The 14106-nt window shown below is 37.3% G+C and carries 15 protein-coding genes, 1 tRNA gene and 3 rRNA genes; 16 read left to right on the plus strand and 3 right to left on the minus strand.

Annotated features, from left to right (window positions below):
• Positions 1–106 precede the first annotated feature (106 nt).
• The 14 genes from K7H06_RS20290 (at position 107) to K7H06_RS20355 (ending at position 11310) form a co-directional block, all read left to right on the plus strand.
• A 16S ribosomal RNA gene (locus tag K7H06_RS20290) occupies positions 107–1632 on the plus strand.
• Positions 1633–1694: 62 nt separating this feature from the next.
• A tRNA-Ile gene (locus tag K7H06_RS20295) sits at positions 1695–1771 on the plus strand.
• A 171-nt stretch (positions 1772–1942) separates the two neighbouring features.
• Positions 1943–4869 (plus strand): 23S ribosomal RNA (locus K7H06_RS20300).
• A 113-nt stretch (positions 4870–4982) separates the two neighbouring features.
• A 5S ribosomal RNA gene (rrf, locus tag K7H06_RS20305) occupies positions 4983–5099 on the plus strand.
• Together the 16S, 23S and 5S rRNA genes with 1 tRNA gene alongside form the textbook arrangement of a ribosomal RNA operon.
• Before the next feature lie 260 nt (positions 5100–5359).
• On the plus strand, positions 5360–5539 hold the full coding sequence (locus K7H06_RS20310) for a hypothetical protein (RefSeq protein WP_223037814.1): 180 nt from the start codon (positions 5360–5362) through the stop codon (positions 5537–5539).
• Positions 5540–5681: 142 nt separating this feature from the next.
• Positions 5682–6197 carry a hypothetical protein gene (locus tag K7H06_RS20315; protein ID WP_223037815.1) on the plus strand — a complete coding sequence of 172 codons (516 nt, stop codon included), beginning with the start codon at positions 5682–5684 and terminating at the stop codon, positions 6195–6197.
• Between the two features lie 118 nt (positions 6198–6315).
• On the plus strand, positions 6316–6501 hold the full coding sequence (locus K7H06_RS20320; RefSeq protein WP_223037816.1) for a sigma factor G inhibitor Gin: 186 nt from the start codon (positions 6316–6318) through the stop codon (positions 6499–6501).
• 118 nt (positions 6502–6619) lie between these two features.
• Positions 6620–7297 (plus strand): dTMP kinase, encoded by a 678-nt coding sequence (locus K7H06_RS20325; RefSeq protein WP_223037817.1) that lies wholly within the window; start codon positions 6620–6622, stop codon positions 7295–7297.
• A gap of 46 nt (positions 7298–7343) precedes the next feature.
• Positions 7344–7673 (plus strand): cyclic-di-AMP receptor, encoded by a 330-nt coding sequence (locus K7H06_RS20330; protein WP_223037818.1) that lies wholly within the window; start codon positions 7344–7346, stop codon positions 7671–7673.
• A gap of 23 nt (positions 7674–7696) precedes the next feature.
• Positions 7697–8677 (plus strand): DNA polymerase III subunit delta', encoded by a 981-nt coding sequence (gene holB / locus K7H06_RS20335; protein WP_223037819.1) that lies wholly within the window; start codon positions 7697–7699, stop codon positions 8675–8677.
• Between the two features lies 1 nt (position 8678).
• Positions 8679–9575, plus strand: a complete 897-nt coding sequence (locus K7H06_RS20340) for a PSP1 domain-containing protein (protein ID WP_223037820.1) — start codon at positions 8679–8681, stop codon at positions 9573–9575.
• A gap of 85 nt (positions 9576–9660) precedes the next feature.
• Positions 9661–9831 (plus strand): DUF362 domain-containing protein, encoded by a 171-nt coding sequence (locus K7H06_RS20345; protein ID WP_223037821.1) that lies wholly within the window; start codon positions 9661–9663, stop codon positions 9829–9831.
• A gap of 121 nt (positions 9832–9952) precedes the next feature.
• A complete protein-coding gene (locus K7H06_RS20350) occupies positions 9953–10540 on the plus strand; it encodes a TlpA disulfide reductase family protein (RefSeq protein WP_223037822.1) in 588 nt (195 codons plus the stop codon).
• Positions 10541–10563: 23 nt separating this feature from the next.
• Positions 10564–11310, plus strand: a complete 747-nt coding sequence (locus tag K7H06_RS20355; RefSeq protein ID WP_223037823.1) for a tRNA1(Val) (adenine(37)-N6)-methyltransferase — start codon at positions 10564–10566, stop codon at positions 11308–11310.
• Between the two features lie 35 nt (positions 11311–11345).
• Here the strand turns inward: K7H06_RS20355 and K7H06_RS20360 are convergent, their stop codons facing one another.
• The 3 genes from K7H06_RS20360 to K7H06_RS20370 all read right to left on the minus strand — a co-directional run bounded on the left by K7H06_RS20360 (position 11346) and on the right by K7H06_RS20370 (position 12714).
• The gene (locus tag K7H06_RS20360; protein ID WP_223037824.1) at positions 11346–11585 is read right to left on the minus strand and encodes an AbrB/MazE/SpoVT family DNA-binding domain-containing protein; all 240 of its coding nucleotides are present in this window, start codon (positions 11583–11585) and stop codon (positions 11346–11348) included.
• 196 nt (positions 11586–11781) lie between these two features.
• The gene (locus tag K7H06_RS20365) at positions 11782–12117 is read right to left on the minus strand and encodes a hypothetical protein (protein WP_223037825.1); all 336 of its coding nucleotides are present in this window, start codon (positions 12115–12117) and stop codon (positions 11782–11784) included.
• Positions 12118–12294: 177 nt separating this feature from the next.
• The gene (locus K7H06_RS20370) at positions 12295–12714 is read right to left on the minus strand and encodes a hypothetical protein (RefSeq protein ID WP_223037826.1); all 420 of its coding nucleotides are present in this window, start codon (positions 12712–12714) and stop codon (positions 12295–12297) included.
• 181 nt (positions 12715–12895) lie between these two features.
• Between K7H06_RS20370 and K7H06_RS20375 the strand changes: the two genes are divergently transcribed.
• Entirely contained in the window at positions 12896–13471 is a 576-nt protein-coding gene (locus K7H06_RS20375; protein ID WP_246637589.1) for a nucleoside recognition domain-containing protein, read from the plus strand.
• 1 nt (position 13472) lies between these two features.
• Positions 13473–14006 (plus strand): spore maturation protein, encoded by a 534-nt coding sequence (locus tag K7H06_RS20380; RefSeq protein ID WP_223037827.1) that lies wholly within the window; start codon positions 13473–13475, stop codon positions 14004–14006.
• Positions 14007–14106 lie beyond the last annotated feature (100 nt).

Consider the following 14106-nt stretch of genomic DNA (forward strand, 5'->3'; position numbering starts at 1 on the left):
GATGAAATGGTGACTTGAAAAATTGAACTTTGAAAACTATACAGTGTAAGAAATTAAGCCGGAAATATGGACTATAAAAGTCCAAAACGTTCAATTCAAAACTTTTATACTTGAGAGTTTGATCCTGGCTCAGGATGAACGCTGGCGGCGTGCCTAACACATGCAAGTCGAGCGTGAAGCTCTTTATTGATCCTTCGGGTGATTTAAAGAGTGGAAAGCGGCGGACGGGTGAGTAACGCGTGGGTAACCTGCCCTATACACAGGGATAGCCTCGGGAAACCGGGATTAATACCTGATAAAACTCTAGTATGGCATCATACATGAGTCAAAACTCAGGTGGTATAGGATGGACCCGCGTCTGATTAGCTAGTTGGTAAGGTAATGGCTTACCAAGGCGACGATCAGTAGCCGACCTGAGAGGGTGATCGGCCACACTGGAACTGAGACACGGTCCAGACTCCTACGGGAGGCAGCAGTGGGGAATATTGCACAATGGGCGAAAGCCTGATGCAGCAACGCCGCGTGAGCGATGAAGGCCTTCGGGTCGTAAAGCTCTGTCCTAAGGGAAGAATAATGACGGTACCTTAGGAGGAAGCCCCGGCTAACTACGTGCCAGCAGCCGCGGTAATACGTAGGGGGCGAGCGTTATCCGGAATCACTGGGCGTAAAGGGTGCGTAGGCGGCCAATAAAGTCTGGGGTGAAAGGCTACGGCTTAACCGTAGTAAGCCTTGGAAACTTATTGGCTTGAGTGCAGGAGAGGAGAGTGGAATTCCTAGTGTAGCGGTGAAATGCGTAGATATTAGGAGGAACACCAGTGGCGAAGGCGACTCTCTGGACTGTAACTGACGCTGAGGCACGAAAGCGTGGGGAGCGAACAGGATTAGATACCCTGGTAGTCCACGCCGTAAACGATGAGTGCTAGGTGTCGGGGGTCGAACCTCGGTGCCGCAGCTAACGCATTAAGCACTCCGCCTGGGGAGTACGGTCGCAAGACTGAAACTCAAAGGAATTGACGGGGACCCGCACAAGCAGCGGAGCATGTGGTTTAATTCGAAGCAACGCGAAGAACCTTACCAAAACTTGACATCCTTTGCATTACCCTTAATCGGGGAAATCCCTTCGGGGACAAAGTGACAGGTGGTGCATGGTTGTCGTCAGCTCGTGTCGTGAGATGTTGGGTTAAGTCCCGCAACGAGCGCAACCCTTGTCTTTAGTTGCCAGCATTTCGGATGGGCACTCTAGAGAGACTGCCGGGGATAACTCGGAGGAAGGTGGGGATGACGTCAAATCATCATGCCCCTTATGTTTTGGGCTACACACGTGCTACAATGGCTGGTACAACGGGAAGCGAAAGAGTAATCTGGAGCCAATCTTAAAAGCCAGTCTCAGTTCGGATTGTGGGCTGCAACTCGCCCACATGAAGCTGGAGTTGCTAGTAATCGTGAATCAGAATGTCGCGGTGAATGCGTTCCCGGGTCTTGTACACACCGCCCGTCACACCATGGAAGTTGGGGGCACCCGAAGTCAGCTATCTAACCTTTTGGAGGAAGCTGCCGAAGGTGAATTCAATAACTAGGGTGAAGTCGTAACAAGGTAGCCGTATCGGAAGGTGCGGCTGGATCACCTCCTTTCTAAGGAGAATAGGTTTGTTTCTTACACTGTCTAGTTTTGAGAGTTTAACTCTCAAATGCATGGGCTTGTAGCTCAGGTGGTTAGAGCGCACGCCTGATAAGCGTGAGGTCGGAGGTTCGAGTCCTCCCAAGCCCACCAATAAGACTTTCGAGAGAAGGTCTTTAAAAAATTGTACTTTGAAAACTGAACAATGCATATATAAAATACAATTATCACTAAATGAAAATTTAGAGATCAATGAAGCTAATAAACATGAAGTTTATTAGTACTCCAATTACACCAAATCAAAGATTTGGGTAATTGAAGCATGGTCAAGTTATAAAGAGCATAGGGCGGATGCCTTGGCACTAGGAGTCGATGAAGGACGTGGTAAGCTGCGATAAGCCTCGGGTAGCTGCAAGCAAGCTTTAATCCGGGGATTTCCGAATGGGGGAACCCACTTAGGGTAATACCTAAGTACCATCTACTGAATAAATAGGTAGATAGGAGACATACCAGGGGAACTGAAACATCTAAGTACCCTGAGGAAGAGAAAGAAAACTCGATTCCCTGAGTAGCGGCGAGCGAAAGGGGAAGAGCCCAAACCTAAAGAATTTTCTTTAGGGGTTGCGGATATACTCATTAAGAGCAAAGAATTTGTAGCCGAAGAACTCTGGAAAGAGTTACCGAAGAAGGTAATAGTCCTGTAGGCAAAACTTAGTCTAGCTTGAGTGTACTCCAGAGTACCACGAGACACGTGAAACCTTGTGGGAAGCTGGGGGGACCACCCCCCAAGGCTAAATACTTCCTAGTGACCGATAGCGTATAGTACCGTGAGGGAAAGGTGAAAAGAACCCCGGGAGGGGAGTGAAATAGAACCTGAAACCCTATGTTTACAAGCAGTGGAAGTTCTTTTTATGAACGACCACGTACTTTTTGTAGAACGGGCCAACGAGTTACGGTATGCAGCAAGGTTAAGTTATTTTGTAACGGAGCCGCAGCGAAAGCGAGTCTTAATAGGGCGATTTTAGTTGTATGCCGTAGACCCGAAACCGGGTGACCTATCCATGAGCAGGTTGAAGCGGAAGTAAAATTTCGTGGAGGACCGAACCCATGTCTGTTGAAAAAGGCTGGGATGACTTGTGGATAGCGGAGAAATTCCAATCGAACTCGGAGATAGCTGGTTCTCCCCGAAATAGCTTTAGGGCTAGCCTTAAAGGTAGTGATACGGAGGTAGAGCACTGAATGTCCTAGGGGCCCTCACCGGTTACCGAAGACTATCAAACTCCGAATGCCGTAATCATAACTTTAGGAGTCAGACTATGGGTGATAAGATTCATGGTCGAAAGGGAAACAGCCCAGATCGTCAGCTAAGGTCCCTAAGTACAGGTTAAGTGGAAAAGGATGTGGGATTGCATAGACAACTAGGATGTTGGCTTAGAAGCAGCCATTCATTCAAAGAGTGCGTAATAGCTCACTAGTCGAGTGATCCCGCGCCGAAAATTACCGGGGCTCAAACCTGTCACCGAAGCTACGGCATACCGTTTGGTATGGGTAGGGGAGCATTGTATATGGGTTGAAGCTGTACCGTAAGGAGCAGTGGACTATATACAAGAGAGAATGTTGGCATGAGTAGCGAGAGGCAGGTGAGAATCCTGCCCGCCGAAAACCTAAGGTTTCCTGAGGAAGGTTCGTCCACTCAGGGTTAGTCGGGACCTAAGCCGAGGACGAAAGTCGTAGGCGATGGACAACAGGTTGAAATTCCTGTACCACCGAAAATCGTTTGAGCGATGGGGTGACACAGAAGGATAGGTTAAGCGCACCGTTGGTTGTGTGCGTCTAAGCGTTTAGGAAGTTAGGATAGGCAAATCCGTCTTAACAATTCTGAGGCGTTATGGGGAGCGAAATATAAGTAGCGAACTTACTGATTCCACGCTGTCAAGAAAAGCCTCTAGTTAGATCTAGGTGCCCGTACCGTAAACCGACACAGGTAGGTGAGGAGAGAATCCTAAGGCGAGCGAGAGAACTATTGTTAAGGAACTCGGCAAAATGACCCCGTAACTTCGGGAGAAGGGGTGCCACGTTAGGGTTTATAGCCCGAGGTGGCCGCAGAGAATAGATCCAAGCGACTGTTTAGCAAAAACACAGGTTTCTGCTAAGTCGAAAGACGATGTATAGGAGCTGACGCCTGCCCGGTGCTGGAAGGTTAAGGGGACGTGTTAGAGCAATCGAAGCACCGAACTTAAGCCCCAGTAAACGGCGGCCGTAACTATAACGGTCCTAAGGTAGCGAAATTCCTTGTCGGGTAAGTTCCGACCCGCACGAAAGGCGTAACGATTTGGATACTGTCTCGACAATAGACTCGGTGAAATTGTAGTACCGGTGAAGATGCCGGTTACCCGCAGCAGGACGGAAAGACCCCGTGGAGCTTTACTGTAGCCTGACACTGGATTTTGGTATTACATGTACAGGATAGGTGGGAGACGTCGAAGCATGCACGCCAGTGTGTGTGGAGTCATCCTTGGGATACCACTCTTGTAATACTGAAGTTCTAACCATAAGCTGTGAATCCAGCTTTGGGACACTGTCAGGTGGGCAGTTTGACTGGGGCGGTCGCCTCCTAAAGAGTAACGGAGGCGCCCAAAGGTTCCCTCAGCGCGGTCGGAAATCGCGCGAAGAGTGCAAAGGCAGAAGGGAGCTTGATTGCGAGACATACAGGTCGAGCAAGGACGAAAGTCGGGCTTAGTGATCCGGTGGTTCCGAGTGGAAGGGCCATCGCTCAACGGATAAAAGCTACCCCGGGGATAACAGGCTTATCTCCCCCAAGAGTCCACATCGACGGGGAGGTTTGGCACCTCGATGTCGGCTCGTCTCATCCTGGGGCTGTAGTAGGTCCCAAGGGTTGGGCTGTTCGCCCATTAAAGAGGCACGCGAGCTGGGTTCAGAACGTCGTGAGACAGTTCGGTCCCTATCCGCTGTGGGCGCAGGAAATTTGAGAGGAGCTGTCCTTAGTACGAGAGGACCGGGATGGACATACCTCTGGTGCATCAGTTGTCACGCCAGTGGCACAGCTGAGTAGCTATGTATGGACGGGATAAGCGCTGAAGGCATCTAAGCGCGAAGCCCCCCTTAAGATAAGATTTCCCATAGCGTTAAGCTAGTAAGACCCCAGAAAGACTATCTGGTTGATAGGTCGGAGGTGTAAGGGCAGTAATGTCTTAAGCTGACCGATACTAATAGGTCGAGGACTTGACCAATGAAATATGCATTGTTTGGTTTTGAGAGTATAAACTTTCAAAAGGAAACTAAGAAACTAAAGTTTCTTAGTACTACAATTACACAAAATATAAAATTTTGGTAATTGCAGCATTCCAGCAACTATAGCGAAGGGGGTACACCTGTTCCCATACCGAACACAGAAGTTAAGCCCTTCAGCGCTGATGGTACTTGGTGGGTAACTGCCTGGGAGAGTAGGTCGTCGCTGGTTTAGAAAAAGCTCAGAAATTTTTCTGAGCTTTTTCGTTTTTTGTAAAAAAGCACGAATACATATAGTATGTATAAAAATAAAAAAACCATATATGGTATTCTCGATGACAGAAACTACCAATAAGAGAGAAAATAGGACAAAAGAACTAAGGATACAACAAAGGAAAAATAAAAGATATCTAGAATATATATGCATAGAAAAATAATATTAACTTATTCTATCTTGCTCAAAACAGAGAAATTATAAAAAAGGATGATTCTATGATTTTAAAATTAATATTTTTGATTATGCTGTGTATACCTATTGCTTGTCTTCAATTATATTTAGTAATAGATACAGCAAAAGATTTAAAGAAGCCTAAAAAAGCAAAGATAAGAAAAAAGCAGTCTGTATCTTCGACGGAGCCTATGAAAAAAAATCATCTTAGAGTTGCAAAATAAAAAAATTTAATTTAAAAAATTTATGCAAAAGCTTCCAATGGAAGCTTTTTTTTCATTTCTGTTGCGAAAAAGAAGAGAAGGTGATATGATAATATTTATACCATTGAGAATACAACATTAAGGGAGATAAGGAGAAAAAAATATGGCATTGATTAGACAAACCATAAAACAAGAGAAGCTTTCATTTTGGAAAGTAGTATTTATGATTTGTGGGCCATTATTCGCAATGAACATGGCTATGAAAGTCTTAAAAGGATTGAGTCCTAGTCCTATTATAGGGACTATTGGAGGATTAGTCACCCTTGCAGGGGCAGTAACTGCTTGTTTGATCATTATATATAAACATGTAGCTTATTTTAATTATAAGATTATAGACGATGAGTTTATTATGGAAAAGGTTTTTGGAAAAGCAAATCATTTATTTTTAACATTAAAGCTTAGTGAATTAGAAAAATTTAGAGCTTTTGATGAAGTAGATTTACAGGAAGCAAAAAATAATAAGGTAAAGATGTACCGGTTTGTATCAGGAAGAAATACGCAAGGTTGGTACGTAGGTGAATTTACAAGAAATAATGATCAATATATGTTTATTATAGAGCCTAATGAAGAAATATTAAATGGGATTATAGCATCTCAAAAGTTATGTGGAAAATTATAAAATTTCTCATGTCATAGACATGAGAAATTTTTTTTAAAAAAGAATAACGAGACATACTGGATTTGAATATAATGATAAATATAGGTTAATAATCAGAATAAAAAGGTTGGTGAGTTATATGAATCAGACAGCCTCCTGCTGTATGTGCAAAGAAAAAGCACCAAACTATATCAAAGTATTAGATGGATACATATGTGAAGAATGTGAAAGGATTATAAGTACTTTAGATATGGATGATGTAAAGTATGAATATTATAATATAATTTTAAAAAAACTATGGCATAATTTTTTAGTTTCTATGTAAAGGAGAAAGTCATCAGCTTTTGTTGATGGCTTTATTTTTTTATAAAAATCTAATGATATAGAGGAAGATATGTTAAAATAATAGATATAGTATTATTTTGGCCACAGGAGGAGTAAGCGTGAAGGGAAAATTATTTGTCATTGAATCAGGAGTAGATGCAAGTGGAAAAGCTACCCAATCAGAGAAATTATACAATAGATTATTAGATGAAGGAATTAAGATAAAAAAAATTACTTTTCCTAATTATGATAGTGAGTCTTCAGCACTCGTAAAGATGTATCTTAATGGAGATTTTGGAAATAAACCAGATGATGTAAATCCATATACAGCTTCAACTTTTTATGCAGTAGATCGATATGCTTCATATGTAACAGATTGGAAAAGCTTTCTAGAGACAGGTGGAATTATTATTGCAGATAGATATACCACCTCTAATATGGTTCATCAAGCTTCAAAGTTTCATATTAATGAAGAAAAAGGAGAGTTTTTAGATTGGTTATGGGATTTAGAATTTAAAAAAATGGGACTTCCTATTCCAGATGAAGTCATATTTTTAAATATGAGTCCAGAAGTAAGTTATCAATTAATGAAAAATCGTGCGAACAAAATAAATGGAGAAATAAAGAAGGATATACATGAAAGAGATTTTGAATACTTGAAAAAAACCTATGAAAATGCTTTATGGGTAGCAGACAAGTATGGTTGGAAGAAAATTAAGTGCATTAAAAATCAAGAGTTGAAAAGTATTGATGAAATTCATGAGGAAATATACAAAATCGTAAAAGAAAAGATGTAATACAATAGAGAGGCCATCAATTTTATTAGAAAGGGGAAGGGAACGGATGAAGCTAATTATTGCTATTATCCATGATGAGGATAGTACTACTCTAATAAAAAAATTGACAGAACAAGGGTATGGAGTAACAAAATTAGCATCTACAGGGGGATTTTTAAGATCAGGAAATACCACTTTACTTATAGGAACCGAAAAGGAAAAGGTTGATTGTGCCATTGAAATGATAAAAGATACATGTAAGAGTCGTAAAGAGATAGCACCAGCACCTACCCCAGTAGTAGGAAATACAGGAATATTTATGACTTATCCTATAGAAGTACAGGTAGGAGGGGCTACAATATTTGTAGTAGATGTAGACCGATTTGAAAAAGCATAATAGATTTAGGTTGGAGGATTCGAATGGATTTTAAAGATATAGTGGGACAAGAGAAGGTAATTCATTTCTTAAAAGGGTCTATTACAAATAAACGAATTGCACATGCATATATATTTGAAGGAGCAAAGGGCGTAGGAAAGGCTGAAATGGCTATGGTCTTTGCTAAAGCAGTACAATGTAAAAATTATGATGGGGATGTTTGTGACCAATGTGCATCCTGCTTGAAGGTTAACACAAATAATCATCCAGACATAAAAATCATTGAACCAGAAGGGAAAAGCATTAAAAATAAACAAATTGAAGATTTTCAACAGGATTTATTGAGAAGACCTTATGAAAGTGATAAAAAAATATATATTATAAAAGATGCCAATTCTATGACAGATAGTGCACAAAATCGTCTATTAAAAACATTAGAAGAGCCACCAGAATATGCTGTAATTATATTGATCAGTACCAATGTAAATAGTTTCTTACCTACCATTAAGTCTCGTTGTCAGATATTAAAATTTTATCCAATTGGAGAAAAAACTATAGAGGATATTTTGAAAAATAAGTATGATTTACAAACAGATGAGGCGAAAGTTTTAGCTGCCTTTTCTGATGGGATTTTAGGAAAAGCATTGCGACTAAAAGAGTCTGAAGAATTTAGAAATAAAAGAGAAGAAACCATACAAGTAATGGAAAAATTATTAAAGAAAGATCCATTAGTTGCTTTTGAATTGGTTGAATTTTTTCAAAAGAATAAAGATAATATATATGAAATATTAGATTTTATGCTTTTTTGGTTCAGAGACATACTTTTATTGAGTCAAACAAGTACAGATAAGTTTTTAATCAATATAGATAAAAAAGAAATTTTACAAAAACACATGCATGCTATAGGCTATAATAAAATAGGGAATATTATTAATACAATAGAAAAAACCAAAAATGATATAAAAGCAAATATTAATTTTCAATTAGTTATTGAGATGATGCTTTTAACCATACAGGAGGTATAAAATGGTAACCGTTGTGGGCGTAAGATTTAAAAAAGCAGGGAAAATATATTACTTTGATCCGGATGAGATTGAGATAGAAAAAGAGCAAAATGTTATTGTAGAGACTGCAAGAGGAGTAGAATTTGGAGAGGTTGTAGTAGGACCGAAAGAAATCGAAGAAGATGATATTGTAGCTCCACTAAAAAAGGTATTAAGGGTTGCTACTTTAGAAGACGAAATTCAAAACAATCAGAACATGGAGAAAGAAAAAGAGGCTTTTGAAATTTGCTTAGAAAAAATTGAGGTTCATCAGTTAGAAATGAAGCTAATTGATGTGGAATATACCTTTGATAATAATAAAGTAATATTTTACTTTACAGCTGATGGAAGAGTAGACTTTAGAGAATTAGTAAAAGATTTAGCAGCTGTTTTTAAAACAAGAATAGAGTTACGTCAAATTGGTGTTAGAGATGAAGCCAAGATGATCGGTGGAATAGGACCTTGTGGAAAAGGTCTTTGTTGTGCTACTTGGTTAGGAGATTTTGAACCTGTTTCTATAAAAATGGCAAAGGAACAGAGTTTGTCTTTAAATCCAACCAAAATATCTGGAATCTGTGGTAGGCTCATGTGTTGTCTAAAATATGAGCATGAAACTTATCAATGCCTTAGAGAAAATCTTCCAGAACAGGGAGAGAAGGTAGTAACACCAGATGGAGAAGGGATTGTTATAGCCAATAATGTGTTATTAGAGTGCGTGAAGGTTCGTCATATATTAGAGAAAAGAAAAGGTGGACAAGAGCATAAGTTGAGTGATGATATAGCCGTTTATCATAAAGAGCAAATCAAAAGGATGCGTTGTTGCTGTAAAAAAGATAGAAAAGAGACAATAAATGAAAATGTTGAAGAAACAGAACAATAAAAATTTATCAGCATCGTTATAATTTATAGGGCTATTGGAAATACTTAGTTAGGATTAGTTTATTGAAATTTTGGAGGTGAATATTTTGGCATATGTCATTACAGATGCATGTATTAGTTGCGGTGTATGTGAACCAGAATGTCCTGTTAGTGTAATTAGCCCTGGCGATGACAAGTATGTAATCAATGCAGAAGGATGTATTGATTGTGGTGCTTGTGCGAATGTATGTCCTGTAGATGCACCTAAACCAGAATAATCATAAAAGCCCCTGTAATGAGGGGCTTTTTTGTAGAAATCCTTTTCTGCATTTATTTTTTAAATTGTAGTATAATGGTATAAAAAACCTTTACCATTAAAAGAGAAGAGGAGGGGGAGTCATGAATAGAAAATGGATATTTGTAGTGGGGATCATTTTACTGGGAATAGCTTTTTTTGTTGGAACCTTCAAAACTAAGGAACCAAAAGAAAATCCAATTGTCGAGTCCCAGCAGGCTGATGGGAAGGATCAAACAACTGAAGAAAAAAAGGGTGTATTTGTAGGCGATCAAGCTTATGATTTTACACTTTTAGATAGAGAAGGAAATGAAATAAAATTATCTGATTTAAAGGGAAAGATAGTATACCTTAATTTCTTTACTACGAGATCTAGTTCATGTAGTCAAGAAATGCCTCATATACAAGAAGTATATGAACAATATAAAGATAAAAATGTGGTATTTTTAGCTGTAAATGTGCTGGCTGCTGAAGAAAAAGATGCTCAAGGAGTAAATGAATTTTTAGATGAGAAGGGATACACGTTTCCTATATTGTATGATGTAGATGGGGAGATATCTGTAAAATATAAGGTAAGGGCATGTCCTGCTACCTATATTATCGATGCAGAAGGAATCATAACAGCTTCCGTATCCCAAAGTATGGATAAAAAAACAATGATCGAAAAAATTGAAAATACATTAAATAAATAGTAGTAGAATTAGGAGAGATAGGAATGGGAGAAAAATTAGTAAAAGAATATGAAAGAGTAGATGATTTACAATGTAAAGGACTAAGACTTATACAAGACCCAAAGGGATTTTGTTTTGGAATAGATGCGGTGCTTCTTAGTAATTTTTGTGAAATAAGAAAAAATTGGCGGGTAATAGATTTAGGGACAGGAACAGGAATTATTCCTATACTTTTAGCAGGAAAAACAAATGCAAAGGAAATTGTGGGGGTAGAGATTCAACCATCTGTTGCAGAAATGGCTTCAAGAAGTGTAAAATTAAACCAATTAGAAGATCGAGTAAAAATTATTCAGGAAGATTTAAAAAATATTTTAGAGCATACAGATCCCTTTACTTTTGATTGTGTTACATCCAATCCTCCATATATGAATGCAGGGGGAGGACTTTTAAATCCTGAAAGCATGAAAGCCATATCTAGACATGAAGTGAAATGCAATTTAGAAGATATTATTTCTGTTTCTAGTAAGCTAGTAAAGGATCGAGGACATTTTTATATGGTACATAGACCTCATAGATTAGTAGATATTATTTATTTATGTAGAAAATATAAACTTGAACCCAAAAAAATAAGGTTTATTCATCCTAATAAAAATAAGAAGCCCAATATTTTATTAATACAATGTGTGAAATATGGAAGGCCTGAATTAAAGTTCATGGATCCTTTATATGTCTATAATGAAGATGGAACTTATACAGATGAAATCCATGAAATATATGGAAGAGACAAATAAAAAAATACTTGTGCGATGACACAAGTATTTTTTATTTATTTACCTAATTCTTCAATGCAAGCAGGACAAATATTTTTACCTTTAAAATTTGTTACATCCTTTGCTTGGCCACAGAAGATACAAGCTGGTTCATATTTTTTTAGAATGATTTGATCTTTATCTACATAAATTTCTAGCGCATCCTTTTCTTTGATGTTTAATGTCCTTCTCAACTCGATTGGGAGTACAACTCTACCTAGCTCGTCTACTTTTCTTACAATACCTGTGGATTTCATTTATCCATCTCCTCTCTTCTACAACATTCGACATTTTTTTTAACGTAATTAAATAGTACCAGAACTGTAAATAAAAGTCAACCGTAAATTTAAAAAAAGTGTATAAATTCTAGAAAAATCTACGTAATTGTACAAAAATCGACAGATTAAAGTAAAAAATGATTGTAATTTACTCAAAAAAGAAGAGAATAAGTATTTATTTTTTCCTTTTTTGAGTAGAAAAAGTATGGATAAATTCTTTTGCAGAATAAACAATTTGTATGGTACTAATGATCCATGTTAAAAAATTTGAATTCTTTGATAAAGATGAAGTTACAACCTCTGTACTACCAGTAATTTTATCAAAGGTTTTTTGTAATGATTGTACATCATGTGATACATCACTGCTGATGATTTCAATATTTTTTGCAATAGAAGGAGATTCCTTAAGGACACGATCAATATTGGATTGGTTTTGTTTGAGGATTTTTTGTAAGATTTTTATTGTATCACTTAAGCTTTTTAAAAGCAGAGTTGCATAAATGAGTAGCATTAAAAAAGCTAATCCTAATAGTACAAGCCCAAGATCCCCTAATGAAATTTGTACATCTATAAAGCATCACTCCTTTTGTAGATGTTTACGAATAAATTTTGTATATTATGCTATTGGTTTAGAAAAATAAATGCAACAATAAAATGAACGCAATACAATTCATGTATTGCGTTCATTTTATTCTAAAAAAGTATTATTTATTTTGCTGACAAAAGCTTCAGCCCTAGATCGTTCAAAATAAGATATGGAATATGACGTTTCCTCTCCATTGTGATCTTTAATGACGATAAATGTCTTGTAGGCATTTAATACAGTTGAAATACCGATTAATAAAAATAACCATCCCCATAGGAGACTAATAGGAAATGTATCAAAAGCAAAATAACTTAATAAAAATCCAAGAATAAGAGAGGTTGTCTGACTTTTTGTTGCAATACTTATTTCTGAAATAGTATTTAATGCATAGGTATCCTCTTTTTTTCCTGTGGGGATGAACAAAAACATCTTAGGAGATATTACTTCTAAATTTTCTTTTGTCATCTTAAAACATGATTTTACAAAAAAATAAACATTAGCGTACATAAAATTTTCTTGCATAAAGATCAACTCCTTTATTTGATAGATAAAATGTTCGTTTAATCTAAATTTTATACATTTTATGAAAATAAGTCTACAAATTTTTTATAGAAATGAGATTGTTAATAATTTACATTCATATGTCTTTTAGGTTTTATCATATACTTTCATAGGGGTTTATATAAGAAATGGGGCGAAAAAAATGATGAATATAATCTGGTTTATAATGATTATAGTAGGTATGGCTGTTGCAGTACTTACTCAAAATACGCATGTGATTAACGATGCAGTTATTAAAAATACCCAAGAGGCAGTAGTATTTGCAATAGGTCTTACAGGAATTATGGCAGTATGGCTAGGGCTGATGAATATAGCAGAAAAGTCAGGACTCATCAAAAAAATAGGGAGAATCATGAGTCCTTTTATAAGACTTTTGTATCCAGAAATCCCTAAAGATCACCCTGCTATTAGTAGCATTGTTATGAATATGGTAGCTAACATGTTTGGTGCAGGAAATTCAGCAACAGCCCTAGGACTAAAGACAATGGAGGAGCTTCAGCGTATGAATCATCATAAAAATACTGCAAGTAATGCCATGTGTATGTTTTTAGTTATTAATATGTCGTCCATTCAGCTCATTCCCCTATCTGTACTGAAGATTCGTGCAGATGCAGGAAGTTTAGACGCCACAGAGATTATTGGGACTTCTTTAGTTGCAACGGCCGTTTCAACTATTGTAGGGATAGTAGCTTGTAAACTATTAGAAAGGAAATATTAAAATGATTGAATTCTTAAAATTTTTATCTATCATGATTATTCCTATCTTAATTACTATTATTTTAATACATGGTATGATCAAAAAAATAAATATGTATGAAGCCTTTGTAGAGGGAGCAGCACAAGGCTTTCAAACATCTATTCGGATTATGCCTTACTTAATTGCTATTTTTTTAGCTATAGGAATTTTTAAAGATTCAGGAGCCCTTAATCTATTTACCAAAATCCTAGCTCCTATTACAAAGGTTTTAAGGATTCCAAGTGAAATCCTACCTTTAGCCATTATGAGACCTATATCAGGAAGTGGTTCTCTTGGTATTGTGAAGGATTTAGTAACTACCTATGGACCAGATTCTTTCATTGGAAGACTTTCTTGTACCATGATGGGTTCAGCAGAGACCATTTTTTATACTATGGCCGTATATTTTGGTGCTGTAGGAATCAAAAGAGGCAGACATACCCTTCCTGCAGCCTTAATCTCTCATATAGCGGCTATTTTTGCTTCTGTATGGGTTTGTAGATGGATTTTTTCATAGAGATAAATATTTAATAAATAAATTACATTTTTATCAAATATTTACTTAAATATGGAAGGAAATCAAGGAAAAATGTAAAATATAGAATATATACTATATA

The organism is Crassaminicella profunda (genome assembly GCF_019884785.1).
Lineage (GTDB): Bacteria > Bacillota > Clostridia > Peptostreptococcales > Thermotaleaceae > Crassaminicella > Crassaminicella profunda.